Source organism: uncultured Microbacterium sp., from assembly GCF_964244775.1.
Classification (GTDB): Bacteria; Actinomycetota; Actinomycetes; order Actinomycetales; family Microbacteriaceae; genus Microbacterium.
In genome coordinates, this window is the sequence record NZ_CAXTJR010000001.1 from 788,612 (window position 1) to 814,312 (window position 25,701).

The 25,701-nt window shown below is 68.6% G+C and carries 27 protein-coding genes; 18 read left to right on the top strand and 9 right to left on the bottom strand.

All coding sequences use genetic code 11. The annotated features are described in order from the left end of the window. Positions 1-129: 129 nt before the first annotated feature. A complete protein-coding gene (locus tag ACFE6Z_RS03790; protein WP_375384332.1) occupies positions 130-810 on the top strand; it encodes a DNA alkylation repair protein in 681 nt (226 codons plus the stop codon). Positions 811-914: 104 nt separating this feature from the next. Here ACFE6Z_RS03790 and ACFE6Z_RS03795 read toward each other — a convergent pair whose 3' ends face one another. From ACFE6Z_RS03795 to ACFE6Z_RS03815, 5 genes are read right to left on the bottom strand one after another with little or no spacing between them, the layout of a single operon-like run. After that, positions 915-1,385, bottom strand: coding sequence for a hypothetical protein (locus ACFE6Z_RS03795; protein ID WP_375384333.1), 471 nt, complete (start codon positions 1,383-1,385; stop codon positions 915-917). 30 nt (positions 1,386-1,415) lie between these two features. Further along, positions 1,416-2,672, bottom strand: a complete 1,257-nt coding sequence (locus tag ACFE6Z_RS03800) for a Dyp-type peroxidase (RefSeq protein WP_375384334.1) — start codon at positions 2,670-2,672, stop codon at positions 1,416-1,418. After that, positions 2,669-3,391 (bottom strand): hydrogen peroxide-dependent heme synthase, encoded by a 723-nt coding sequence (gene hemQ, locus ACFE6Z_RS03805; RefSeq protein ID WP_375384335.1) that lies wholly within the window; start codon positions 3,389-3,391, stop codon positions 2,669-2,671. The genes ACFE6Z_RS03800 and hemQ overlap by 4 nt, the downstream gene beginning before the upstream one ends. A 22-nt stretch (positions 3,392-3,413) precedes the next feature. Continuing rightward, a complete protein-coding gene (locus tag ACFE6Z_RS03810; protein WP_375384336.1) occupies positions 3,414-4,202 on the bottom strand; it encodes a hypothetical protein in 789 nt (262 codons plus the stop codon). Then, a complete protein-coding gene (locus tag ACFE6Z_RS03815) occupies positions 4,202-5,527 on the bottom strand; it encodes an ABC transporter ATP-binding protein (RefSeq protein ID WP_375384337.1) in 1,326 nt (441 codons plus the stop codon). The genes ACFE6Z_RS03810 and ACFE6Z_RS03815 overlap by 1 nt, the downstream gene beginning before the upstream one ends. A 158-nt stretch (positions 5,528-5,685) precedes the next feature. Here ACFE6Z_RS03815 and thrS point away from each other — a divergent pair, with 158 nt between their 5' ends. Then, positions 5,686-7,704, top strand: a complete 2,019-nt coding sequence (thrS, locus tag ACFE6Z_RS03820) for a threonine--tRNA ligase (RefSeq protein WP_375384338.1) — start codon at positions 5,686-5,688, stop codon at positions 7,702-7,704. Continuing rightward, positions 7,691-8,257, top strand: a complete 567-nt coding sequence (locus tag ACFE6Z_RS03825; protein WP_375384339.1) for an HIT domain-containing protein — start codon at positions 7,691-7,693, stop codon at positions 8,255-8,257. The genes thrS and ACFE6Z_RS03825 overlap by 14 nt, the downstream gene beginning before the upstream one ends. A 1-nt stretch (position 8,258) precedes the next feature. Here the strand turns inward: ACFE6Z_RS03825 and pdxY are convergent, their stop codons facing one another. Next, a complete protein-coding gene (gene pdxY, locus ACFE6Z_RS03830; RefSeq protein WP_375384340.1) occupies positions 8,259-9,110 on the bottom strand; it encodes a pyridoxal kinase PdxY in 852 nt (283 codons plus the stop codon). An 87-nt stretch (positions 9,111-9,197) separates the two neighbouring features. On the opposite strand from pdxY, the gene pdxS reads away from it, so the two are divergent. The 11 genes from pdxS to ACFE6Z_RS03885 all read left to right on the top strand — a co-directional run bounded on the left by pdxS (position 9,198) and on the right by ACFE6Z_RS03885 (position 20,061). Further along, positions 9,198-10,103, top strand: coding sequence for a pyridoxal 5'-phosphate synthase lyase subunit PdxS (gene pdxS / locus ACFE6Z_RS03835; RefSeq protein ID WP_375384341.1), 906 nt, complete (start codon positions 9,198-9,200; stop codon positions 10,101-10,103). Next, a complete protein-coding gene (gene pdxT / locus ACFE6Z_RS03840; protein ID WP_375384342.1) occupies positions 10,093-10,686 on the top strand; it encodes a pyridoxal 5'-phosphate synthase glutaminase subunit PdxT in 594 nt (197 codons plus the stop codon). Before pdxS ends, pdxT begins: the two co-directional genes overlap by 11 nt. Before the next feature lie 44 nt (positions 10,687-10,730). Then, complete coding sequence (locus ACFE6Z_RS03845) at positions 10,731-11,255, top strand: DUF1697 domain-containing protein (RefSeq protein ID WP_375384343.1); 525 nt, start codon at positions 10,731-10,733, stop codon at positions 11,253-11,255. Between the two features lie 24 nt (positions 11,256-11,279). After that, complete coding sequence (locus ACFE6Z_RS03850; RefSeq protein WP_375384344.1) at positions 11,280-12,038, top strand: YebC/PmpR family DNA-binding transcriptional regulator; 759 nt, start codon at positions 11,280-11,282, stop codon at positions 12,036-12,038. A gap of 46 nt (positions 12,039-12,084) precedes the next feature. Next, a complete protein-coding gene (gene ruvC, locus ACFE6Z_RS03855; protein ID WP_375384345.1) occupies positions 12,085-12,657 on the top strand; it encodes a crossover junction endodeoxyribonuclease RuvC in 573 nt (190 codons plus the stop codon). Between the two features lie 106 nt (positions 12,658-12,763). Continuing rightward, positions 12,764-13,384 (top strand): Holliday junction branch migration protein RuvA, encoded by a 621-nt coding sequence (gene ruvA / locus ACFE6Z_RS03860; protein ID WP_375384346.1) that lies wholly within the window; start codon positions 12,764-12,766, stop codon positions 13,382-13,384. Next, positions 13,377-14,408 carry a Holliday junction branch migration DNA helicase RuvB gene (gene ruvB / locus ACFE6Z_RS03865; protein WP_375384347.1) on the top strand — a complete coding sequence of 344 codons (1,032 nt, stop codon included), beginning with the start codon at positions 13,377-13,379 and terminating at the stop codon, positions 14,406-14,408. Before ruvA ends, ruvB begins: the two co-directional genes overlap by 8 nt. Positions 14,409-14,489: 81 nt before the next feature. Continuing rightward, complete coding sequence (gene yajC / locus ACFE6Z_RS03870; protein WP_375384348.1) at positions 14,490-14,981, top strand: preprotein translocase subunit YajC; 492 nt, start codon at positions 14,490-14,492, stop codon at positions 14,979-14,981. Positions 14,982-15,021: 40 nt separating this feature from the next. Continuing rightward, complete coding sequence (gene secD / locus ACFE6Z_RS03875; RefSeq protein ID WP_375384349.1) at positions 15,022-16,755, top strand: protein translocase subunit SecD; 1,734 nt, start codon at positions 15,022-15,024, stop codon at positions 16,753-16,755. Beyond that, on the top strand, positions 16,755-17,744 hold the full coding sequence (secF, locus tag ACFE6Z_RS03880; RefSeq protein WP_375384350.1) for a protein translocase subunit SecF: 990 nt from the start codon (positions 16,755-16,757) through the stop codon (positions 17,742-17,744). Before secD ends, secF begins: the two co-directional genes overlap by 1 nt. Positions 17,745-17,808: 64 nt before the next feature. Then, a complete protein-coding gene (locus ACFE6Z_RS03885) occupies positions 17,809-20,061 on the top strand; it encodes a RelA/SpoT family protein (protein WP_375384351.1) in 2,253 nt (750 codons plus the stop codon). Here the strand turns inward: ACFE6Z_RS03885 and ACFE6Z_RS03890 are convergent. The 3 genes from ACFE6Z_RS03890 to ACFE6Z_RS03900 form a co-directional block, all read right to left on the bottom strand. After that, positions 20,040-20,606, bottom strand: a complete 567-nt coding sequence (locus ACFE6Z_RS03890) for a type IV toxin-antitoxin system AbiEi family antitoxin (RefSeq protein WP_375384352.1) — start codon at positions 20,604-20,606, stop codon at positions 20,040-20,042. The genes ACFE6Z_RS03885 and ACFE6Z_RS03890 overlap by 22 nt on opposite strands. A 98-nt stretch (positions 20,607-20,704) precedes the next feature. Further along, positions 20,705-22,105 carry a DUF349 domain-containing protein gene (locus ACFE6Z_RS03895; RefSeq protein ID WP_375384353.1) on the bottom strand — a complete coding sequence of 467 codons (1,401 nt, stop codon included), beginning with the start codon at positions 22,103-22,105 and terminating at the stop codon, positions 20,705-20,707. 103 nt (positions 22,106-22,208) lie between these two features. After that, a complete protein-coding gene (locus tag ACFE6Z_RS03900; RefSeq protein WP_375384354.1) occupies positions 22,209-22,499 on the bottom strand; it encodes a dioxygenase in 291 nt (96 codons plus the stop codon). Between the two features lie 164 nt (positions 22,500-22,663). On the opposite strand from ACFE6Z_RS03900, the gene ACFE6Z_RS03905 reads away from it, so the two are divergent. From ACFE6Z_RS03905 to ACFE6Z_RS03920, 4 genes are all read left to right on the top strand, one after another. Next, positions 22,664-23,968 (top strand): replication-associated recombination protein A, encoded by a 1,305-nt coding sequence (locus ACFE6Z_RS03905; RefSeq protein WP_375384651.1) that lies wholly within the window; start codon positions 22,664-22,666, stop codon positions 23,966-23,968. 43 nt (positions 23,969-24,011) lie between these two features. Then, entirely contained in the window at positions 24,012-24,464 is a 453-nt protein-coding gene (locus ACFE6Z_RS03910; protein WP_375384355.1) for an NUDIX domain-containing protein, read from the top strand. A gap of 168 nt (positions 24,465-24,632) precedes the next feature. Continuing rightward, positions 24,633-25,262, top strand: coding sequence for a 30S ribosomal protein S4 (rpsD, locus tag ACFE6Z_RS03915; RefSeq protein ID WP_375384356.1), 630 nt, complete (start codon positions 24,633-24,635; stop codon positions 25,260-25,262). A 125-nt stretch (positions 25,263-25,387) separates the two neighbouring features. Further along, positions 25,388-25,699, top strand: a complete 312-nt coding sequence (locus ACFE6Z_RS03920; protein WP_375384357.1) for an ATPase — start codon at positions 25,388-25,390, stop codon at positions 25,697-25,699. The last annotated feature ends 2 nt before the right edge of the window (positions 25,700-25,701 follow it).

Consider the following 25,701-nt stretch of genomic DNA (forward strand, 5'->3'; position numbering starts at 1 on the left):
GCTCTTGGGAGAATGGTGGGGAAGCGGCCGGAACTGAACGTCGATCCGCGCCGCCGGCTCTCGGTCAGTGCGGGTTCCTCGCCGGCTCGAACTGTTTACATGTCAAATACGCGCGCCTACGGTGGATCCATGAGCGTTGGGGGAGCGGGCGGGGCTGACCTCGCGGCATCCATCCGCACGTCTCTGCGGGCCGCTGCCGACCCCGTGCGGGCTCCGGGCCAGCAGGCGTACATGAAATCGGCAATGCCATTCCTCGGCGTCACCGTGCCAGACGCCCGCCGGATCGCACGAGCGGCTTGCAATGGCGTGACGGATGCCGCGGTCCTGCGCGCCGCTGCCCTCGCGCTCTGGGACCACGCCGAATACCGCGAAGAGCGATACGCCGGCATGGCCGTGCTCGCGGTGCGCCCGGCATCCGACGATCTGGACGTGCTCCCCGTCATCGAGCACATGGTGCGGACCGGCCAGTGGTGGGACTTCACCGACGAGCTCGCCCACCGGGTGGCCGACCTGCACGACCGGTTCCCCATCGAAACGGCCACGGTCGTGCGTACCTGGAGCACCGACGACGATCGCTGGATCCGGCGGATCGCGATTCTGTCGCAGCTCGGGCGGCGGGACCGCGTAGATGCCGAGCTGCTGAGCGAGGTCGTGGAGCCCAACGTCAGCGACCCCGAGTTCTTCGTTCGCAAGGCGATCGGCTGGGCGCTGCGCGAGTACGCCCGAGTCGACCCGGATTGGGTGGTCGCGTTCGCAGACAGCCACGAGCTCAGTCCGCTCAGCCGGCGCGAGGCACTGAAGCACCTGTGACAGCCTGCCCCAGGCGAACTCAGCGCACCGTGCCGAGCGAGACCCCCAGCGTGATCAGTGGGCCGGCGTTGACGGCGACGCCGCTGGAGCGCGAAGCGACGCGGTCAGCGGATGGGTTCGCCGTCCGGAGCCATCACGTACCAGGCGCCTCCGTTGAGCGTCGTGGCCTGGCCGCGGGCGTCGCCGGGGGAGCGGTCGGCGTCGTAGCGGTACAGCGGCCAGCCGTTGTACGTGATGACCTCGCCCCCACCGGGGTTCGGCAGCGTCGCGAGCAGGCCGGCATCGACGCCGCCGGTCGCGGCGGGAGTGCTCTCTGCGACCGCGTCGAGCGGTGGCCAGTTCGTGGTGCAGGTGAACGTGCAGGTGACGGCCGAGGCCTGATCCGGCTCGAACACGTAGAGCACGCTCCCTTTTCCGTCGACGAGCACGTCGCCGAGTCCGTCGATCTCGATCGTGGACAGGGATGCTGCCCGCGCCGCCTGTTCGTCGGGATCAGGCGCCGCGCAGCCGGCGAGGGCGACGAGACTAGCGAGGAGTACCGCGGCCGCCGCACGGCGGAGGATGCCAGAGGTCACTTCACGCTCACTTTCTGAATGGGTCGATTCTCACGAGAACAGCGTCTGCCCGATCCAGCCGTCGGCGCCCGAGACGCCCGGGAGCATCAGGAACATCGAACTCGCCGTCGCGAGGGTGAACGCGCCCATTGCGTCGCGCTCCGCGAGCCGCTGCTGCACGGGAATGAAGCTCGTCCGCGGATCGCGGTGATAGGCGAGAAAGAGCAGTCCGGCATCCTCTTCGCCGGTCGTCGTCTGTCCGTCGCTGTAGGAATAGGAGCGCCGCAGCATCTCCTCGCCGGCACCGACGACCGGTTTGGCCAGCCGCACATGACTGTCGACCGGGATGACGGGCTGACCATCGCGTCCGATCGCGTCGAGGTCGAGTGGGTCGGATTCCCGCTCTTCGCCGAGGGGCGCACCCGTCGCCTTGTGCCGACCGACGGCGCGCTCCTGCTGCGGGAGTGGGGTGCGCTCCCACGCGTCCAGCAGCATCCGGAATCGCCGCACGGCCAGGTAGCTGCCGCCGACCGCCCACGAGGGGCCGTCCGAGATCCACGCCGGACCCTCGAAGGCCTGCGGATTGACCGCGATGTTGTCGGTGCCGTCGATCTGGCCCATCAGATTGCGCGGATTGGTGTTCGTTGCAGATGCGGCGGCACCTCGAAACCCGGAAAGCTGCCAGCGCGCCACGGCGGTATCGACGGCGGTGCTGCGCAGTGCGCGCGCCGCCGCGGCGAGATAGAGCGGATCGTCGGCGCACAGCTGGATGAGGAGATCGCCCCCGCTGAGCCCGGGTTGGAGCGCATCACCGGGGAAGGCCGGAAGATCGACGAATGCCTCGGGGCGGGTCACCCCCAGCCGCGCGACGAGGCCGGCGCCGACGCCGACCGTGATCGTGAAGGCGGAGGGCGGTGTGCCGGAGGCGACGGATGCCGCGCCTATGTCGGCCGGATCCGCGGCATCGCCCACGGCCAGCCTCCGCCCGAGGCTGCTCCACTCGCGCAACAGTGCCGCGATGTCCACCGGCGCCGCCGCGGGCCGCACGTCGAACGCGAGCAGCACCAGGTGTTGCTGCGGAGGAGTCGCGATCCCGGCCTGATGGATGCCGGTGAACTCGACGGTCGCGGCCAGCGGGTCCGGCCCCGGGTCGGCGACGCGGGCCGACTCAGGGGATTCGAGCGTGCGTGCGACTCCGAGCGCGGATGCCGTCACCGCGGCTCCGACCACAGCCGAGCCGCCGAGGGCGAAGAATCCTCGCCGGCTCAGCCGCCCGCCGGGGTCGGCATCCGCTTCATCGGGTGTCACCGAATGACCTCGGGCAGTTCATGGGATGCGACACGGCGTCCGGTGAAGAACGGCACTTCTTCGCGGACGTGACGGCGAGCGTCCGTCTGACGAAGGTGCCGCATCAGATCGACGAGATCGATGGGGTCGTCTGCTTCGAGCGGCAGCAGCCATTCGTAGTCGCCGAGCGCGAACGAGGCGACGGTGTTGGTGAGCACCGATCGGTAGGCCGCTCCCTTGCGTCCGTGTTCGGCGAGCATCGCGCGGCGCTCTTCGTCGGGCAGCAGATACCACTCGTAGCTGCGCACGAAGGGATACAGCGTCAACCAGCCCGCCGGAGCGATCCCGCGCAGGTAGGCGGGCACATGGCTGCGGGTGAATTCGGCTTCGCGGTGCACGCCCATCGCATTCCACGTCGGGTGCAGGGTACGCAGCAGGTCGGTGCGGCGAAGCTCGCGGAGCGCGCGCTGCAGACCCGCGGGTCCGCCGCCGTGCAGCCACACCAGCACGTCGGCGTCGGCGCGCAGGCCCGACACGTCATAGAAGCCACGCACGGTGACGCCGTTCGCCTCGACACCGGCGATGGCGCGGTCGAGGTCGGCCGCGGCGATCGCGTCATCACCCCACCCCGGTTCGCCCAGGGGGTCTCGGCGCCACACGGCCCAGAGACTGTAGGCGTCATCGAGCGTGTAGTCGGGCGCGGGGGTATCGGCGTGCGGATGGGGAGCGGGGTGCGACATGGCGGAGCTTTCGGGGTCGGGGTCAGTCGGTGACATCGCGGTTGCGGAACAGAGCAGTGACGGCGGTGAGGATGACCGCCAGCACGACGATCGTCGCGACCAGCGCACGGAGGTAATCGGGTCCGTTCGTGCCCGAACTCGCGACGGTCGCGAACGCGGACGCGGGCAGGATGCCGTCACCGACCGGCGCCGCCGCGTTCAGCGCCGTCTCGAACAGCGCGTAGACGATGGCGACTCCGAGTGCGGGCGCGGCCGATCGCAGCCACACGGCCAGCACGCTTCCGGCGAGGGCATAGGCGATCATGCCCAGACACAGATTGGCCAGGCTGACCGCGGTAGCCCCGATCGCCTGGGGTGTTGTCCACTGCGACGTGTCGACGTCGTATGCCGCCGCGGCGATCCACGTGGTCGCGAGCGCCGCGATGCCGGCGGCGATGGTCATCCCCACGGTGAAGACGGTGAGCGCAAGCCACGTGCCGGCGAGCCAGCGCCGCCGGTCGGGCATCCGCACCAGCTGCACACGGATCGATCCGCTGCTGAACATCGTCGCCATGTGGATCGCGGCGACGGCAAGGGCAAGGATGCCGATGATCATGATGGGCCGGGCGACCATGACGGCGGGGGAGGTCGGATCGGACAGAGATTCCAGCGTGAGACGAGGGTCGGTGAGGCGTGACCCGCCCGGCTGCGACGCCGAGAAGAACGTGATGGCGATGGTCATCACCGAGAAGACGAGAATCGCTCCGAGCGTCGGCCAGAGCAGCAGCGGACGACGCAGGAACAGCCAGGCCGCGCGGTAGGCGCGCAGCATCAGCGCACCTGCCCGAGCGTTGACACCGGCACGCGCCGACCGCGTGGCGCATCGGCGGTCGCGGCATCCGCGACAACGTCTTCGGTCTGACCGGGATCGCCGGTGAGCGCGAAGAACGCATCTTGCAGCGAAGGGCGCACGACACGCAGTTCGGTGAGGGTGATGCCCGCGCTCGCGGCGAGGGCGTTCAGCTCGCCGCTGCGTGAACCCGGTGCGAGTACGTCGATGCTGAGTTCGGTTCGTGGCTGCACGTGGGTTCCGTCTCGTTCGATCAGAGAGATGAGAGTGGCCCGCTCGCCGGGCGTTGCGACGCCGCAGACGACGTGCTCGGGCTCTTCGGCGACGAGCGCTGATGGTGAGCCTTCGAAGACCACCGAACCCTCGCTCATCACGATGAGGTGATCGCAGATCGCCTCGATGTCGGCGAGCACGTGGCTCGAGACGACGATGGTGCGCCCGGCTTCGGCCTGAGCGGTCAGGAATTCCCGCAGCTGTGCGGCCCCCTGCGGGTCGAGTCCGTTGGCGGGCTCATCGAGAATGACGAGGTCGGGGGCGCCGAGCAGCGCGGCGGCCAGGCCGATGCGCTGCCGCATACCGAGCGAATAGGTGCTGACCGAGGATCGCGCGCGCTCGGTGAGGCCGACCTGTGCGAGGACGGTGTCGACGGTGGTGTCGGGCCACCCTGCGAGCCGGGCGAGCACCAGCAGGTTGTCGCGACCAGAGAGCGAACCGACGAAAGCGGGTCCGTCGATCAGGGCGCCGACGCGCGGAAGCGCGAGGTGGAGTTCGTCAGCGCTGCGGCCGAGCACGTCGAGGTCGCCGCTCGTGGGGTGGGCGAGCCCGACGAGCATGCGCAGGATGGTCGTCTTTCCGGCACCGTTCGGGCCGATGAGCCCGGTGATCCGGCCACGCGGCACCGAGAACGCAAGGGGGCCGATCTGCCGCTCGGGTGTATAGCGCTTGACGAGCCCCGTGGCGAAGGCCGCGCTGTCGGGCTGCGGGGTGGCGAACTCTTGAGCCGGTCGTCGAAGGGGCGGGCGCTCGGGAGGCACCGACGCCTCGAGCGCCTCGCGACGCCGGACGCGCCGCGTACGGGCGACGGCGAGCAGACCGCCGATGCCGGGGATGACGGCGAGCCACTTCGCTCCGCGGGGGATCGGCAGGATCAGCGCGAACACGATTGTGGAGACGTAGAACAGACCGTGCACCGGACCACCGGTCGACGTGATCACGGGCAGATGGATCGTGAAGCGATTGAGCAGGATGATCGCGAGCGAAAGAGTTTCGACGATGGAGACGAGTTGGAAGAGTCTGAGGCCGCGCACGAGCGCCTTTCGGGAGACGGGTGCGTCCGAGCCGACGCAAGTTTCAGTCGTACTGATTATATATGCGGAATCACGCAGACCGAGTTCCCGCGCACGTGATTCGTCCGCTCGCCGGGCCGCGGTAGCCTGGAATTCGAGCCCCTTCTTGGAGAGATCTTTTGACTGACGTCACCCCCCCGTCGGATGCGGCCTACCCCGCCGACGGATTCACGCTCTTCCCCGATCGCTCCGTGATCGCGCTCCGCATCAACGGCGAGCTCAAAGACCTCGCGACGGTCGTGACGCAGGCGGATGCTGTCGAGCCGGTCTCGATCGAGAGCCCCGAGGGGCTGAGCATCCTGCGCCACTCGACCGCGCACGTGCTAGCGCAGGCCGTGCAGCGCATCAACCCGCAGGCGAACCTGGGCATCGGGCCGCCGATCACCGACGGCTTCTACTACGACTTCGGGGTGGATGAGCCGTTCACCCCCGAAGACATCAAGGCCATCGACAAGGAGATGCAGCGCATCGTCCGCGAGGGCCAGCGCTTCGTGCGTCGGGTCGTGACGGCCGAAGAGGCGCGCGCCGAGATGGCGGCCGAGCCGTTCAAGCTCGAGCTCATCGACCTCGCCGGGGGTCCGGGCTCGGGGGCGGATGCTGCCGAGGGCGCCGGCGCCGAGATCGGCGCGGGCGAGCTGACCATCTACGACAACGTGACCCGCGACGGCCAGACCGTCTGGAAAGACCTCTGCCGCGGTCCGCATGTGCCGAGCACCCGCATGATCGGCAACGGCTGGGACCTCACTCGCATCGCCGCGGCGTACTGGCGGGGGAGCGAGAAGAACCCTCAGCTGCAGCGCATCTACGGCACCGCGTGGGCGAGCAAGGACGACCTGCGGGCCTATCAGGAGCGCCTCGCGGAGGCCGCCAAACGCGACCACCGCCGGTTGGGCAAAGAGCTCGACCTCTTCTCATTCCCGGAGGAGATCGGCTCCGGTCTGTCGGTCTGGCACCCACGCGGAGGAATCGTCCGCCAGGAGATGGAGCAGCACGCGCTGCGCAGACACAAGCGCGCCGGGTACACCTACGTCTACACCCCGCACATCACCAAGAAGGATCTCTTCATCGAGTCGAACCACCTCGTCACCTACAAGGAGGGCATGTTCCCGCCCATCCGCATGGACGAGGAGCGCGACGAGCAGGGCGAGATCACCAAGCAGGGCATCGACTATTACCTGAAGCCGATGAACTGCCCGATGCACATCCTGATCTACCGCGAGCGTGCCCGCAGCTACCGCGACCTGCCGATGCGGCTGGCCGAGAACGGCACCGTCTATCGCAACGAGCTTTCCGGTGCCCTCCATGGCCTGACCCGCGTGCGCGGGTTCACCCAGGACGACGCCCACCTGTTCGTCACCCCCGAGCAGCTCGAGGGCGAGGTGGCGAACGTGCTCGAATTCGTGCTGTCGCTGCTGCGCGACTTCGGGCTGAGCGACTTCGAACTCGAGCTGTCGATGCGCGACGACGAGAAGTCGAAGTGGATCGGCGACGAGCAGCACTGGGCGGAGGCAACCGATGCGCTGCGCCGCGTGGCCCTCGCGAGCGGACTCAAGCTCACCGAGGTCGCCGGCGAGGCCGCGTTCTACGGCCCGAAGATCGACCTGAAGGTCAAGGATGCGATCGGCCGGGTCTGGCAGCTGTCGACCGTGCAGCTCGACTTCAACCTGCCCGAGCGGTTCGGCCTCGAGTTCACCGATCGCGACGGCCAGAAGAAGCGCCCCGTGATGATCCACCGCGCGCTGATGGGTTCGATCGAGCGCTTCTTCGCCATCCTGCTCGAGCATTACTCCGGCGATTTCCCGGTGTGGCTGTCGCCGGTCCAGGTGGTGGGTGTCCCCGTGGCCGACGACTTCGCCGACTACCTCGACGGCGTCATCGCGACGCTCCGCGGCGAAGACGTGCGCGCCGAACTCGATGCCTCCGACGACCGGATGCAGAAGAAGATCCGCACGCACACCACCGGCAGGGTCCCGCTCATCCTCATCGCGGGCGCGCAGGATCGGGATGCCGGAACCGTGTCGTTCCGCTTCCGTGACGGCACGCAGGAGAACGGTGTGCCGGTCGCCGACGCCGTGCGCCGCATCCGTGCCGCCATCGACTCGCACGCGCTGATCCACACGGCGGATGACTTTGACTGACGATTCCTCCCACGAGGACGAACGCCTCGTCGACGCCGCGACTCTGCCGGGGGTCCCCGACGAGTTCCAACGGCTGTGGACCCCGCACCGGATGGCCTACATCACTGCGGGGCCGCAGCCACTGCGCGACGAGTGCCCATTCTGCGCGGCCCCTGGCAAATCCGACGAGGAGGGGCTGATCGTCGCGCGCGGCGAGACGGCCTACGTGCTGCTGAACCTGTTCCCGTACAACTCGGGCCATCTGCTGGTGTGCCCCTACCGGCACTACGCGACCTACGACGAAGCGACACCCGAAGAGGTGGCCGAGATCGGTGCGCTCACCCAGCAGGGCATGCGGACACTGCGATCCGTGTCACGCTGCGACGGGTTCAACCTCGGCATGAACCAGGGTGCGATGGCGGGCGCCGGCGTCGACGGGCACCTCCATCAGCACATCGTGCCGCGCTGGGCGTCCGACGCGAACTTCTTCCCGATCATCGCCAAGACCAAAGCGCTGCCGCAGCTGCTGGGCGATGTCCGCAAGACCGTCGCCGACGCGTGGTCGGCTGTCTGACTCAGCGCACGCGGCGCGGGGTGAACTGCATGCGCGGATGCGCGTACGACTCCTGCGCCTCGACGAGTTGCAGCTCGCGTTGCCCCGACTCGTGCGTCCGCTCGAGCAGGTCGTAGACGCTGGAGGCGGTGCGGGCAAGCGCCGCGGCGGCATCCCCACTCGAGACGAAGTGGGCGGTGAACAGGGCAGCAGTCACATCCCCCGAGCCGTTCGCCTTCATCGGCAGCCGGGGGGTCTGCACGATCCAGGCGCCGTCGTCGGTCACGACGAGCATCTCGATCGTGTCGGGTTCGCGATCGGGGCGCTCGACGCTGGTCACGAGCACCGTCCGGGGGCCCATGGCCCTGGCGAGGTCGGCCGAGACGAGGGTCGATTCCAGCGTGTCGGGCTCGGTGCCGGTGAGGTAGCCCAGTTCGAACTGGTTCGGGGTGATGATGTCGGCGGCGGGTACGACGCGCTCACGCAGCAGGACGGGAATCGCCGGAGCCACGAAGCATCCCGATTTCGCGTTCCCCATGACCGGGTCGCACGCGTACACGGCTGACGGGTTCGCGGCCTTCACGCGGGCCACAGCATCCAGGATCACGTCGCCGATGCCCTCGCCGCCCTGATAGCCCGAGAGGACGACATCGATCTCGGGGAGCACGCCGCGCTCCTGGATGCCGGTGATCACGTCGCGGACGTCGTCCGGGCTGATCAGGGGCCCGCGCCATGCCCCGTAGCCCGTGTGATTCGAGAAGTTCACGGTGTACACCGGCAGCACCTCCACCCCGATGCGCTGCAGGGGGAAGACGGCGGCGGAATTGCCGACGTGCCCGTACGCCACGGCCGACTGGATCGAGAGGATCTTCACGCTCTCATCATTTCACCGGTCGATCAGCCACCGGCCGTCGGGTGGCATGGCATCCGACGGTTCACGCCCCAACTAGAATCAGACGTTATGACTGAAAGCACCCCCACTGACTCGCTGACCGGTTCGAGTCGGGTCAAGCGCGGCCTCGCCGAGATGCTCAAAGGCGGCGTCATCATGGACGTCGTCACTGTCGAGCAGGCCAGGATCGCGGAGGATGCCGGAGCGGTGGCCGTGATGGCACTCGAGCGGGTGCCGGCCGACATCCGCGCGCAGGGCGGGGTGTCGCGCATGAGCGATCCCGACATGATCGACGGCATCATCGCGGCCGTGTCGATCCCGGTGATGGCCAAGGCCCGCATCGGTCACTTCGTCGAGGCGCAGGTGCTGCAGCAGCTCGGCGTCGACTACATCGACGAGTCCGAAGTTCTCTCGCCGGCGGACTACGTCAACCACATCGACAAGTGGAAGTTCACCGTTCCCTTCGTCTGCGGTGCGACCAATCTCGGCGAGGCGCTCCGACGCATCAACGAGGGCGCCGCGATGATCCGCTCCAAGGGCGAGGCCGGTACCGGCGACGTATCCGAGGCGACCAAGCACATCCGCAAGATCTCCAGCGAGATCAATGTCCTGAGGTCGATGACGAAAGACGAACTGTACGTCGCGGCCAAGGAGCTGCAGGCTCCCTACGACCTCGTCGCCGAGGTCGCAGCGACGGGCACGCTTCCGGTCGTGCTGTTCGTCGCAGGCGGCGTGGCGACCCCCGCGGATGCCGCCATGATGATGCAGCTCGGCGCCGACGGTGTGTTCGTGGGCTCGGGCATCTTCAAGTCGGGAAACCCCGCCGAGCGCGCCGCCGCGATCGTGAAGGCGACGACGTTCTACGACGACCCGAAGGTCATCGCCGAGGTATCGCGCGGACTCGGCGAGGCCATGGTCGGCATCAACGTCTCCGACCTGCCGGCGCCGCACCGCCTCGCCGAGCGTGGCTGGTAGGCCGCGCGTCGGAGTCCTCGCCCTCCAGGGCGACGTGCGCGAGCACGCCCGTGTGCTCACCGAGCTCGGGGCCGACGTATCGCTCGTACGCAGGCCGACCGAACTCTCCGAGGTCGACGGGCTGGTACTGCCCGGGGGCGAATCGAGCGTGATCGACAAGCTCGCGAGGGCGTTCGGGATGCAGGAGCCCGTGCGGGCCGCGATCGCCGGGGGCATGCCGATGTACGGGACGTGCGCGGGGCTGATCCTGCTCGCCGACCGGATCACCGACGGGATCAGCGGTCAGGAGACGTTCGGGGGACTGGACGTGACGGTGCGCCGCAACGCCTTCGGCAGCCAGGTCGACTCGTTCGAGACCGATCTGGCCGTGCCCGCCCTCGGTGACCCGGCGGTGCACGCCGTGTTCATCCGCGCCCCACTCGTGGAGCGAGTGGGCCCGGACGTGCAGGCGCTCGCCGCGCTCGAGGACGGTCGCGTCGTCGCAGTCCAGCGCGGTGCGCTGATGGGGACCTCCTTCCACCCGGAGGTCACCGGTGAGCACCGCTTCCATCGCCGTTTCCTCGACATCGTGCGAGCCGCCTGAGCGCGGAGGCGTGTTCAGCGCGGCCGGCGCGATAGCGTTCCGCCATGACGTCATGGGTGGCGCTGCTGCGCGGCGTGAATGTGAACGGGATCACGGTGCGCTCGGCGGAGCTGCGCGCACTGTTCGGCGACCTCGGTTTCGATGACGTGCGCACCGTGCTGGCGAGCGGAAACGTCGCCTTCACGAGCGCCGGCGGCGCGGCCGAGCTCACGCGCAGCGTGCAGGACGCCCTCCGGAAGCGATTCGGGTACGACGCATGGATCGTCCTGGTCACGCGCGCCGACATCGAGGCGGCGATCGCATCGTTTCCTTTCGATGCGGCCGATGCCCGCCGACAGCCCTATGCGATCTTCGGATCCGACACGAGCGTGCTGGATGAACTCGTCGATGCCGCCGCCGGCTTCGACGGCGAGGTCGACCCGATCGCACGCGGCGAGGGTGTCGTGTACTGGAATCCGGTCAAAGGCACGACGGTGGACACGCCCTTCGGCAAGCTCCTCTCGCGAAGGGCCTACAAGGAGACCACCACCAGCCGCAACCTCCGTACGCTCCAGAAGATCGTGGGCTGAGCTCTCGACCGGTAAACTGGAGGAATGTCCGGCCATTCCAAGTGGGCCACGACCAAGCACAAGAAGGCGATCATCGATTCGCGCCGTGCCAAGTCGTTCGCCAAGCTCATCAAGAACATCGAAGTCGCAGCCAAGATGGGCGGTGCCGACCTCTCCGGCAACCCCACCCTCGTCGACGCCATTCAGAAGGCGAAGAAGACGTCGGTCCCGATCGACAACATCAACCGCGCCGTCAAGCGTGGCGCGGGTCTGACCGGCGAGTCCGTCGACTACGCGACGATCATCTACGAGGGCTACGGGCCGAACGGCGTCGCCCTGCTGATCGAGTGCCTCACCGACAACAAGAACAGGGCGGCAGCCGAGGTCCGCACGACCATGACCCGCAACGGCGGCACGATGGGCGACCCCGGCAGCGTCGCGTACAACTTCCATCGCAAGGGCATCATCGTCGTGGGCGGCGAAGGCACGAGCGAAGACGACGTCATGCTCGCCGTGCTGGATGCCGGCGCCGAGGAGATCGCGCCGCACGCCGACGGATTCGAAGTCGTGACCGATGCGAGCGACCTGGTCAAGGTGCGCTCCGCGCTGCAGGAGGCGGGGATCGATTACGAGTCCGCTGACGTCGAGTTCGTCCCGAGCCTCAAGGTCGAGATCGACGCCGAGACCGCGCGCAAGATCTTCCGCCTGATCGACGCTCTGGAAGACAGTGACGACGTGCAGAACGTCTACAGCAACTTCGACCTCTCGGCCGAGGTCCAGGCCGAGCTCGAGAACGACGAGTAGGGCGCGCCTCGGCGGCTCCCGCATCCTGCGCACGTAGCGTAAGGGAGTGACGACCCCGCACGTACCCCTGCGCGTGTTCGGAGTCGACCCCGGCCTCACGAGGTGCGGCGTCGGAGTCGTCGACGTGGCACGAGATCGCAGTGCGACCCTGGTGCACGTGGGAGTGATCCGATCTGATCCGGATGCCCCGATCGAGTCGCGTCTCGCCACGATCGCGGCCGGCATCCGCGAGGTCGTCGCGCTCTACCGGCCGCACGTGGTGGCGGTGGAACGGGTCTTCGCCCAGCAGAACCGCAGCACCGTGATGGGAACCGCGCAGGCGAGCGGCATCGCGCTCCTCGTGGCCGCGGAGAACGGCCTCAGCGCCGCGCTGCACACCCCGACCGAGGTCAAGGCGGCGATCACCGGCTACGGCGCCGCCGACAAGCGCCAGGTGCAGACGATGGTCGCGCGGATCCTCCGCCTCGACGAATTGCCCACACCAGCGGATGCGGCCGACGCTCTCGCCCTCGCGATCTGTCACGCCTGGCGTCGCGGTGCGACTGGTCCCGGCAGATCCGCGGCCGCGACTCCCGCGCAGCGCGCCTGGGCGGATGCGGAGCGCGCGTCGAGGCGCTGACTCGTACGGAGGCCGACTCGTGCGGGATGCTGAATCAGCGGGATCCGCGCGCGCTGCGCCCGTGTCGCTCGAACAAAGCTGCGAACCGCTCGCGTAGGGTCGGAGCATGATCTCCTCGCTGCGCGGGACCGCGTCCCACGTCGAACCCGACGCGGTCGTGATCGACGTCGGCGGAGTCGGCTTCGCCGTCGCCGTCACCCCGCAGGTCGCGCGCGGGGTCCACCTCGGCGACACCGTCTCGCTGCACACCCACCTCATCGTGCGCGAGGACGCGCTCGCGCTGTTCGGCTTCTCGTCGCGTGAAGAGCTCGTGGTCTTCACCCAGTTGCTCAGCGTCGCCGGAGTGGGGCCGAAATCGGCGCTGGGAGTGCTGGCGACCCTCACCGTCTCGCAGATCGCAGAAGCCGTCGCCGCCGATGACGATGCGCCGTTCCGACGCGTGTCGGGGATCGGCCCCAAGACCGCCAAGCTCATCGTCGTGCAGCTGGCCGGCAAACTCGCCCCGGTGCTCTCCTCCGCCTCCGGGGCGAACCCCGCCGCCACGCCGGTGAGCGCCCAAGTCGTGCAGGCCCTCGTGGGCCTGGGGTGGTCCGAGCGCGTCGCCGCCGAGGCGGTCGCGGGCGTCATCGACACCGCACCCGCCGCGGAGACGGCTTCGGTGGCGGCCGTGCTGCGCCTCACCCTGGCCGCACTCGGCCCCGCGCGACGGGAGCCCAGCGATGGATGACCTGCGCGATCCGAACGAGCCGGCCGACGAGACCGAGCTCGCGATCGAGGGTGCATTGCGGCCGACGTCGCTCGCGGAATTCGTCGGACAGCAGAAGGTGCGCGGCCAGCTGCAGCTGCTGCTGGAGGCCGCGCGCATCCAGCAGCGCTCGCCCGACCACATCCTGCTCTCCGGGCCCCCGGGTCTCGGCAAGACCACCCTGGCGATGATCGTGGCGCACGAGAGCGGGCGTCCGCTGCGCCTCTCCAGCGGCCCTGCCATCCAGCACGCCGGCGACCTGGCAGCGCTGCTGTCGAGCCTCATCCCCGGCGAGGTGCTGTTCATCGACGAGGTGCATCGGATGGCGCGCGCCGCCGAAGAGATGCTGTACCTCGCGATGGAAGACTTCCGGATCGACATCATGGTCGGAAAGGGCGCCGGTGCCACCAGCATCCCTCTCGATCTCGCACCGTTCACCCTGGTGGGCGCCACCACCCGTTCCGGCATGCTTCCCAACCCGCTTCGCGATCGATTCGGGTTCACCGCACACCTCGAGTACTACGACTTCGCAGAGCTCGAGCAGGTCATCGAACGCTCGGCGGCGATGCTGGGCGTCACCCTGCCGCGCGCCGCACGCGGAGAGATCGCCCGGCGCTCCCGGGGCACACCGCGAATCGCGAACCGTCTGCTCCGCCGCGTACGCGACTACGTGATCGTGCACGGCGGGGCGAGCGGCGCCGCCGACATCGCCACGGTGGGTGCCGCGCTCGACCTCTACGACGTCGATTCGATCGGCCTCGACCGCCTCGACCGCGCCGTTCTGGAAGCCCTCGTGCGCCGCTTCCGCGGCGGTCCGGTCGGGCTGAACACGCTCGCGGTGACCGTCGGCGAGGAGTCCGAGACGATCGAGTCGGTCGTCGAGCCCTACCTGGTGCGCATCGGCTTCATGGGCCGCACTCCGCGTGGTCGAATCGCCACTCCCGAGGCGTACGCTCATCTGCGCATCCCGCACGCAGAGAATGCCCTCAGACTCGATGATCTATAATCGCCTGAGGCTTTCGCCGACTTCCCTCCTTCATGGCAGTGCCGCCTGGCGCGCCTGACCCGAAAGGTGCCCACACTCCACATGGACTTTGCGTCGTTCTTCAGTAACTACGGCCTCATCATCCTTCTGGTCGTCCTCCTCGTCTTCATGTTCTGGAGCTCGCGGCGTCGCATGGCGAAGCAGAAGCTCGAGCAGGCTGAGAAGGCTCGTCAGATGGTGCCCGGCGCCGAGGTGCTCATGCAGGGCGGCCTGTACGGCACGATCCTCCAGTACGACGCCGAGAACCTCGACCGGCCCGTCCTCGTCGAGATCGCGCCCGGCGTCGAGATCAAGGTCCACAGCCAGGCGCTCCTGCGCGTCGTGGAGCCCACCCAGGGCTTCGTGAACGAAGACGACTTCATCGAAGCCGAAGAGAGCGAGAACGAGTACATCGCCGGGGTGGCCAGCGGAGAGATCACGTCGCTGAGCGACGACCACCGCCGCGCCGAGGAAGCCGAAGAGTCCACGCACGCCTCCGACGCCGGCCCCGACTCCGGTACGACGCCGGATGCCGGCACCAAGCCCCAGCCCTGAACCCCCCGCCCTTCGGGGCGACCGAGAAAGCTGACTCTCCTTGGCGACTGCAACTCCCGTCCGTCACGCCTGGCGCGCCCTGACCGGACTCCTGGTCATCATCGCCCTGCTGTTCGGAATCAACGCGCTCGGCGTGTACGTCTTCGAAAAGAGCTCGTGGTCTCCCGCGCTCGCTCTCGATCTGCAGGGCGGGACGCAGATCATCCTCGAGGCGAGGACTGCTGACGGCTCCGACCCCTCGACCGACCAGATGAACCAGGCCGTGACGATCATCCGGCAGCGCGTCGACGCCTCGGGCGTCGGCGAGGCCAACGTCACGACCGAGGGCGGCAAGAACATCGTCGTCCAGATTCCCGGTCAAGCCGACGATCAGACGCGTCAGCGCATCGAGGCCTCCGCGCAGCTGCAGCTGCGGGCCGTGCTCTATTCGGGCGCGCCCGCGACGACCTTCGTCGGCAGCGACGGTGTGGCGACCCCGTATCCCACGCCCGACCCGTCGCTCGAATCGACGCCGACCACCGCTCCGACGAGCGGCAGCGACACGGCCTGGATCACGCCTGCACTCCAGGCCGAGTTCCTCGCGTACGACTGCGCCGACCCGGCCAACGACCCCGCGAACGCCCCCAAGGATCAGCCGCTGATCACGTGCGACGCGTCCGGTCAGGCGAAGTACATCCTCGGCCCCGTGGAGCTGGACGGTTCGTCGATCTCGGACGCCACGTTCGGCATGGAGCAGCAGAGCGGGCGGTGGGCGGTCAACCTGGTGTTCGACGCCGACGGCACCGAGACCTTCGGCAAGATCAGTCAGCGCCTGTACCCCGCGACCGCCCCGCTGAACCAGTTCGCGTTCGTGCTCGACGGGCAGGTGCTCTCCGCGCCCTCGATGAACGGCGTCATCCTCGACGGCAAGCCGAGCATCACGGGCAGCTTCACGCAAGAGTCGGCCAAGACCCTCGCCGACCAGCTCAAGTACGGCGCTCTGCCACTGAGCTTCAGCGTCGTCAGCTCCGACACGATCTCGGCGACGCTCGGTTCGCAGCAGCTGCAGATCGGCCTGATCGCGGGTCTCATCGGCCTGCTGCTCGTCGCCGTCTACTCGCTGATCGTCTACCGGGCGCTCGGATTCGTGATCATCGCCTCGCTCATCGTGATGGGCGTCATCACGTACCTGACGATCTGCATCCTAGGGTGGCGAATGGGCTTCCGCCTGTCGCTCGCCGGCGTCGCCGGTCTGATCGTGTCGATCGGGTTCACGGCCGACTCGTTCATCGTCTACTTCGAGCGAATACGCGATGAGCTACGCGACGGCAAGTCGATCACCGGAGCGGTCGAGGACGGCTGGGACCGCGCGCGCCGCACGATCTACATCTCCAAGTCGATCAACCTGCTCGCCGCCGTCGTCCTCTACATCCTCGCCGACGCCACGGTGAAGGGCTTCGCGTTCACGCTGGGGCTGACGACCGTGATCGACGTCGTGATCTTCATCCTGTTCACCCACCCGGTGATGCAGCTGCTGGCGCGCACGAAGTTCTTCGGGTCGGGGCATCCGCTGTCCGGAATGGATCCCGAGGCGCTCGGAGCGGTCTACCGTGGGCGCGCGCAGTTCCGCGCGCCCGTCGCCGCCTCCACCGGCGCCGCGCGCAGGACCGCCAAGTCGCGGGGCGAAGCCGAGCGGCGGCAGACGATCGCCGAGCGCAAGCAGGCCCAGCTGACGGCCGCGGGGCGCACGGACGGGTCGAAACCCGACACCACGACCAAGGGAGGAGACGACTGATGCGCTCCATGAGCCAGCTCGGAAACGACCTCTATTCCGGCAAGACGTCCTTCCCGTTCGTCGGGCGCCGGAATCTGTGGTTCATCATCGCGGCCGTCTTGGTGATCGGCGCCGCCCTCGTCCCGCTGTTTCGCCCGCTCGCGTTCTCCATTGAGTTCACCGGCGGGTCGCAGTTCACGGTGTCGGGCCTGAGCAGTCCCGACCAGTCGCTCGCGACCGACGCCGTGCACACCGTGGTGCCGGATGCCATCACCAAGGTGACCACGATCGGTACGACCGCGGTCCGCGTGCAGACCGACCAGCTCACCCCGGACGAGACGCAGGCCGTCAGCGCCGCGTTGTCGGAGGCGTACGCCGTACCGTCGAGCGAGGTCACGGCCTCGTTCATCGGTCCGAGCTGGGGCGCCGACGTCACCCGTCAATCGCTGTGGGGGCTCGCGATCTTCCTCGCGCTGACGTTCCTCATCCTCGCGCTGTACTTCCGCACCTGGAAGATGTCGGCCGCGGCCATCATCGGCCTGATCGACGTGCTCGTGATCACGATCGGCGTCTACGCGCTGTTCGGATTCGAGATCTCGCCGGCCGCCGTGATCGGGTTCCTGACCGTGCTGTCGTACGCGCTGTACGACACGACGGTGGTGTTCGACAAGATCCGGGAGAATACGAGCGAAGACGGCGAGATATCCGGGCGGACGTTCGGTGAATCGGTGAACCTCGCCGTCAACCAGACGCTCGTCCGCTCGATCAACACGACCGTGGTGGCCATCCTGCCCACCGGCGCGATCCTGTTCATCGGCGCTCTCTGGCTCGGTGCGCAGACGCTGTCCGACATCTCGCTGTCGATCTTCGTCGGCACGATCGTCGCGGCGTATTCGACGCTCTTCGTCGCCGCTCCGCTGTACTCGCTGTTCCGCGAGAACGAGCCGGCTGTGAAGGCTCGCGACGCTCGCGCGAAGGCGGTGCGCGAACGCGCCGTGGTGGCTGCGTAGCGATCTGAGGGGCCCCTCCGCGGGCGTAAGATTGATGGATCCAGCGGAGGGATAGGTGATCGGGTTGGCCGAGACCGTGCCCGCGACCGCTCAGACCTCTTCGCTGCGGCGCCTCGTGCCGCGCATCTTCTCGCGCTCGGTCCGCAGGGACGGCGTCGAGCAACTGCTTCGCACGGTGCGCACCCACCACCCCAAGGGCGATCTGTCGATCATCGAGCGCGCCTACGCCGTCGCCGATGAGGCGCACGAGGGTCAGAAACGTCAGAGCGGTGAGCCGTACATCACCCACCCGCTCGCCGTCGCGCAGATCCTCGCCGACCTGGGGCTGGGTCCGCGGGCGATCGCCGCGGCGCTGCTGCACGACACGGTCGAAGACACCGCGTACAGTCTCGACGCACTGACGGCCGAGTTCGGCGACGAAGTCGCGATGCTGGTGGACGGCGTCACCAAGCTCGACAAGGTCAAGTACGGCGAGAGCGCACAGGCCGAGACCGTCCGCAAGATGATCGTGGCGATGTCGAGAGACATCCGCGTGCTGCTGATCAAGCTGGCCGACCGCCTGCACAACGCCCGCACGTGGGGGTTCGTGCCGCCGGAGAAGTCGCGCCGGAAAGCGACCGAGACCCTCGAGATCTACGCACCGCTCGCGCATCGTCTCGGCATCCAGGCGATCAAATCCGAGCTCGAAGATCTCTCGTTCGCGGTGCTGCACCCCAAGCTCTATGCCGAGATCGAGAGCCTGGTCAAGCAGCGCACCCCGCAGCGCGAGCAGTACGTGCAGAACGTCATCGACTCGGTCGAGGCAGATCTGCGCGAACTGCGCATCCGCGGTCGCGTCATGGGCCGCCCGAAGCAGCTGTACTCCGTGTACCAGAAGATGGTCGTGCGCGGCCGCGAGTTCGACGACATCTACGACCTGATCGGCATTCGCGTGATGGTCGGCACGGTGCGCGACTGCTACGCCGTGCTCGGCGCGATCCACGCCCGCTGGACCCCGCTGCCCGGCCGCTTCAAGGACTACATCGCGACGCCGAAGTTCAACCTGTACCAGTCGCTGCACACGACCGTGATCGGGCCGGGCGGCAGGACCGTCGAGATCCAGATCCGCACGAACGAGATGCACCAGCAGGCCGAGTACGGGGTGGCGGCGCACTGGAAGTACAAAGAGCGGATGGCGGGCGCCAAGCCCGACTCGAAGTCGGTGGACGCCGACATGGCGTGGCTCGCGCGCATCTCCGACTGGCAGGCCGAGACCGCCGACCCCGGCGAGTTCCTCGACTCGCTGCGCTTCGAGATCGGCGCCAAAGAGGTCTACGTCTTCACGCCCAAGGGGCGCGTGATCGGGCTTCCGACCGGCGCGACACCGGTCGACTTCGCGTATGCCGTGCACACCGAGGTGGGGCACCGCACGATGGGCTCCAAGGTCAACGGACGGCTCGTTCCCCTGGAGTCCGAGCTGCAGAGCGGCGACGTCGTCGAGGTCTTCACTTCGAAGAATCCGGATGCCGGACCCAGCCAGGACTGGCTCATCTTCGTCAAGAGCACCCGTGCGCGCAGCAAGATCCGCGGCTGGTTCACGAAGGAGCGCCGCGAGGAGGCCGTCGAGCAGGGCAAGGAGGCGATCGCCCGCGCGATGCGCCGGCAGAACCTGCCCCTGCAGCGGCTGATGAGCCAGGACTCGTTCACCGAGGTCGCTCGCGCGCTCAACTACGAGGACGTCACGGCCCTCTACGCCGCCGTCGGCGAGGGGCATGTCTCGACCCAGTCGGTGATCGAGAAGGTCACCGCCGCCGTCAGCGCGAACGACACCTCCACCGGCCCGATCGACCTGCCCGGAGTCGGTCGCTCCCGACGCCCGCGCGACAGCGACTCGGGCGTACTCGTGCGCGGAGCCCCCGACATCCTGGTGAAACTCGCCAAGTGCTGCACGCCCGTGCCCGGCGATCAGGTCGTGGGATTCGTGACGCGCGGCAGCGGTGTCTCGGTGCACCGTGCCGACTGCACGAACGTGAAGTCGCTCATGGACGAGCCCGAGCGGCTCATCGACGTCGAATGGGCGCCCACGACCAAGAGCGTCTTCCTCGTGCAGATCCAGATCGAGGCGCTGGATCGCTCCGGACTGCTCAGCGATGTGACCCGTGTGCTGTCCGAGCACCACGTGAACATCCTCTCCGCGACGGTTTCGACGACGAACGATCGGCTCGCCCTGAGCCGCTTCGTCTTCGAGATGGGCGACATCGTGCACCTCGAGCGGGTCTTGAACGCGGTGCGTCGCATCGACGCCGTGTACGACGTCTACCGCGTCACGTCGTCCTGACGCACGGATCGGGCCTCCAGCTCGCGCAGCAGCGTCATCGCCGGGCGTTTGTGGGGGAGTGAGCCCTGAGTGCTCATCCACGCCAGCGCGTCGGCGGCCAGCGCCGGCAACCCTTCGGCAAGGGCCCTGGCGGCGCGAATGTGCTGGTCGTCGCAGACCCGGGCGAGGTCGGCGAGGGTCCGCGCGGGGGAGGTCACGAGCACTCCGCCGATCCGCTGCAGATCGCGATCGTCCACCCGCAGCTCGCGATAGACGATCCGGCGTCCGAAGACGTGGTGCAGGCGCTGCGGCACGCAGCGCTGAACGCTGTGGCGCGCCGGCGGATCCGGCAGCGCCCCGTGCACCCAGGCGGCGGTGAGGTGGGTCGCCGCGAGGGTGTCGCCGAGCAGTTCGGCCAGAGACCCTGCCCGCAGCGCCGCGGTCTCGATCGCATCGGCCGGGATGTAGCCCTCACCGAGCTCGACCAGATGTCCGTCCAGGCGCGCGGCCGACAACTCGGCGATCGAGAGGCGTCCGTTCGCGAAGTACAGGTAGGTCGACGGCATGGACTCAGAGTGCCCGAGCGCACCGACGGGCGGATGCTCCCGCATCCGTTCTGTGGACAATCAGCCCCCGCCGCACCCGGGGGAGCGGTGCTACCGGCTCAGCCGCCGACGGCCTTCAGCCACGCCCGGCGAGCGTCGAGGGCCTCGGTCGCCCGTGCGATCGCGGTCTTGTCGCCGGATGAGGTCGCTGCCGCGAGTTCGGCCTCGAGCTTGTGGATGGCCTCCTCGAGCTGGCGCGTCATGTCATTGGCACGCGCCTTGGTCTCGGGGTTGTTCTGCCTCCACTCGGATTCCTCGCGAGTGCGCACGCCCGTCTCGATCTTGCGCAGCTCGTCATCCAGGGCGCGTTCCTTGTCGCGGGGGAAGATGCGGCCGATCTCGTCCCACGTCCGCTGGATCGCGGTCAGCTGGGCCCGGGCCTTCGTCACGTCGGACTCGTCCGCGATCGTGCGCGCCTGCACCAGCAGCTCGCGCTTCGCGTCGATCTTCTCGCGCGAAGCTTCGGCGTCCGCCGTCTCCCTGTCGATGCGGGCGGCGTAGAGGGCGTCGCCGGCGGCTTTGAAGCGCGCCCACAGAGCGTCGTCGATCTTCTTGCCCGCGCGGCCCGCGGTCTTCCACTCATCGAGCAGCTCGCGGTACGCCGGGATCCCGTCCTCGCCCTTCGGCGCGAGAGCCTCAGCGCGCTCGACGAGCCGCGTCTTGCGGTCGCGAACGCCCTTGTGCTCCTCGTCGAGCCCCGCGTAGAACTCACGCCGGTGCTTGTCGAGAATCGCGCGCGCGTCGCGGAAACGCTTCCACAGCTGCTGCGAGACGTTCTTGGGCAGACGCGGACCGTTCTGCTGCTGCGACTGCCACTCCTCGAAGAGGGCGGCGAGGTCTGCGGATGTCTGCTTCCACTGGATGCTCTTCGGATCGCGGGCGGCGAGGACCTCGGCCTTCTCGACCAGCGCAGTGCGCTGGGTGACGGCTTCATCGACGAGCTCGCGTGCGGCGGCCGCCTCGCTCGCGGAGGCCACCGACAGCGTCTCGGTAAGCGCCTGCACGCGCTCTTCCAGTCGTGCCAGGTCACCGACGGCGGCTGCGCCGATGATCTTGGCGTGCAGCGCCTTGGCGGTCGCGCGCAGATCGGATGCTGCGGCCCCGCCACCCTGGTGACGCGCCTCGAGGAGCGCCACCTCGCTCGCGAGGTCGGCGTATTTGCGCTCGAAGTAGGCGAGCGCCTCGTCGGGCGAGCCGTCGGGGAACTGACCGACCTCACGCCACTCGCCCGCCTCACGGACCGAGACCGTTCCGTCCGCGTCGACGCGGCCCCACGGGTCTCCGGTGGAGGGCGAAGGAGCCGCGGACGGAGCCGGAACGGCCGGCGCATCGCGCGGAGTGTTCGCATCGCCGGTTGCGGCGGGAGCCGGCGCGGGCCGGCGCGGCGGCGCCTTCGGCATCGGCCGCGGAGGACCGGGAAGCGGAGTCGGTTCGGGAGTGGAATCTGCGGAGGCAGTCACGGGATGCACCTCATCGCGGCATGCGCCGCCTGTGGGGGATGGACGGCATCGAGCCTAATACCCGCGGCGCTCGCGCGAAGCGGATGTGCGGCCGATCGTCGGCTCAGGGGGTCGCGGTGGGCAAGGGCAGCAGGCTCGTGACCGACGGCTCGGGGCTCACGGTCGAGGTGGGCGTCGGCTCGGGGCTCGGTGCCGGTGCACCGGGACCCGTCACGAAGTACGCCGTCTGGGCGCCGATGATTCCGAGGATGATGACCCCGCCGATGATCCCCGCCAGGAGGTTGTCGCGGGAGCGGCGACGGATCCTGTCCTCGTGCAGTGCCACACGGGCCCGATAGATCCTGGCCCGCTCGCGCTCATCGCGGTTGTCGCGGCCTTTCGCCCCAGTCGCCACGGTTCTCCCTCGTCACCGGTCGCGGCCGGCATCCTTCATCGCCGGATCTTCCCGGCCCCCCGATCCTAAGGGCGCTCGCCCTCGGCGTCGGAACGCGCGGCTAGCCTGGAGCGGTGACCGTTCCCGCAGCACTGTTCCAGGGGCAGACGCCGCTCGCAGTGCGCATGCGGCCCGTGTCGCTCGACGAGGTCGCCGGTCAGTCCCACCTGCTCCGGCCGGGCTCACCGCTGGTGGCGCTGGCGGGCGCCGATCCGACGGCATCCTCCGCGGTGTCCGTCATCCTCTGGGGGCCGCCCGGCACGGGCAAGACCACTCTCGCGCAGGCGATCGCGCGATCGTCGGGGCGGCGTTTCGTCGAACTGTCCGCCGTGACGGCCGGCGTGCGCGATGTGCGCGAGGTGATGCAGGAGGCGCTCACCCAGCGCGATCTGTACGGGCAGTCCACGATTCTGTTCCTCGACGAGATCCACCGCTTCACGAAGGCGCAGCAGGACGCACTGCTGCCCGGTGTCGAGAACGGATGGGTCATCCTGATCGCCGCGACGACCGAGAATCCGTCGTTCTCGGTCATCTCGCCGTTGCTGTCGCGCTCGCTGCTGCTCACTCTGCAGCCGCTGAGCGATGACGATCTCGGTCTGCTCGTGGATCGCGCCGTCGTGGATGCGCGAGGGCTCGCCGGAGCCGTAGCGCTCGAGCCGGAGGCGCGGGCAGCGCTCATCCGGCTCGCTTCAGGAGACGCACGCCGCGCCCTGACAGCGCTCGAAGCCGCGGCATCCATCGCCTCCGTCCGCGAAGAGGGGGGAGAGGATGCTGCAGCCGGGGCCACCGAGACGGCGGCCATCACCGCGGAGCACATCGCCCAGGCGGTGGATCGCGCGCTGCTGCGCTACGACCGCCAGGGCGACGAGCACTACGACGTCATCAGCGCGTTCATCAAATCGATCAGGGGCTCTGACGTGGATGCGGCCATCCACTACCTCGCCCGGATGGTCGAAGCGGGGGAGGACCCGCGGTTCATCGCGCGCCGGCTCGTGATCTCGGCCGCAGAAGACATCGGCCTCGCAGACCCGCAGGCGCTCGTGATCGCGGTGGCCGCCGCCGACGCGGTGGCCTTCATCGGGATGCCCGAAGGCCGCATTCCGCTCGCCGAAGCGACCGCGTACCTCGCGACCACCGCGAAATCGAACGCGGCCTACCTCGCGATCGATGCGGCGATCGCCGATGTGCGCAGCGGCGGGTTCGGCCGGGTCCCGAAGCCGCTGCGAGACGCGCACTATCCCGGCGCGAAGCGCCTGGGCCACGGCAAGGGCTACGTGTATCCGCACGATTCCGAGATCGGCGTGGTCGCGCAGCAGTACCTGCCGGACGAATTGCGCGGCCGGCGCTATTACGAGCCCACCAGTCATGGTCAGGAGCGCGACGTCCAGGCGCGCCTGGAGAAGATCCGCCGCATCCTCGACGGCGAGTGAGCGGCCCCGCCGGCCGACGCACCCCGGGCGATACCCTGGAGCGGTGACCCCGCCCTCCGATCGGATCCGCAACATCGCGGTCGGCCTGATCGTGCGCGAGGGGCGAGCCCTCGTCGAGATCTACCCTGCGACCGACCGGCACGGCGTGTTCGCCCGTGCGATCGGCGGAGGCATCGAGTTCGGCGAGTCGGCGTCGGATGCCGTGCGCCGGGAGTTCGAGGAAGAGCTTGACATCGAGCTGGCCGAGGTGCGGCAGCTGGCCGTGACCGAGAACATCTTTGAAGCGGGGTGGGCGCGCGGACACGAAGTGGTCCACGTGTTCGCGGTGCGCAGCCCCGCGTTCGACGCGCTGCCGTGGGATGCGGAACTGTCGGTGCTCGACGCGCAGACGACCGTCCGCTGGGTCGAGTTGGATGCGCTCAGAGCCGACGATCCGCCGTTCTATCCGAGCGGAATGCTCGACCTCGTGGAGCGGCTCGACGCCTCCGCAAGGTAGCCAGGCCTGTTCTGGTAGACTTGAGCGGCTCGAAACAGAGTTTTCGGGCATCCCCCTTCTCCTTCACCTACTTTCCGTTGCGCCCCGGCGTGCGAACCGGGAAGGCGGAGTCGGGCGATACGTCCGTGAGCCGTGAAAGACGCGGCCACGTCATCGGAAGGAATCTTCGTGGCAACGAAGTCCCAGGACCGCCGCAAGGTGCGCCTCTCGCGCGCCCTCGGCATCGCACTGACCCCCAAGGCCGCCCGCTACCTCGATAAGCGCCCCTACGCGCCGGGTGAGCACGGCCGCACCAAGCGCAAGCAGGACAGCGACTACGCCGTCCGCCTGCGCGAGAAGCAGCGTCTGCGCGAGCAGTACGGCATCCGCGAGAAGCAGATGCGCAACACGTTCAACGAGGCACGTCGCAAGGACGGCCTGACCGGTGAGAACCTGGTCGAGCTGCTCGAGATGCGTCTGGACGCCCTCGTGCTGCGTTCGGGCTTCGCCCGTACGACCGCGCAGGCGCGCCAGCTCGTCGTGCACCGCCACATCCTGGTCGACGGCCAGACCGTGGATCGCCCGTCGTTCCGCGTCAAACCGGGACAGCTCATCCACGTCAAGGCCAAGAGCGAGGGCACCGAGCCCTTCCAGGTGGCAGCCGCCGGCGGTCACGCCGAGGTTCTGCCGAACGTTCCCGGCTACCTCGAGGTCGAGCTGGACAAACTGCAGGCACGCCTCACGCGTCGCCCGAAGCGCGTCGAGGTCCCCGTGACGTGCGACGTGCAACTCGTCGTGGAGTACTACGCGGCGCGCTAGTCGCGCGCTAGTCGCGTTCGCACATCGTGTCCTCGAAGGGCGCCGGGTCATCCCGGCGCCCTTCGTCGTCTCCTGGCTGTACGCAACCCTCTGCACACACGCGGGCCGTCGCCTACGATGAAGAGATGCCGCGCTCGCGGCGCGTTTCGAGAGAGTGGCTCATCGTGAAGAACCTGTTCTGGTTCGTGCTCGGCATCGCCGGCGGCTTCGTCGCCGCCCATCTGGTCAACAAGGACCCGCGCGGGCATGAGCTGCTCGCCGAGGTCGACGCCCGCATCGCGGAGTTCACCGATCGCATGAGCGATGCGTACCGCGAGCAGGAGTCGCGGATCGGCGGCTTCGTCGATGGCGTGAAAGATGCCGCATCCGACGCGACGACGTCGGTGAAGGATGCTGCGTCCGACGCGCTCGACGCCGCCAAGAAGCTCACCGACTGACC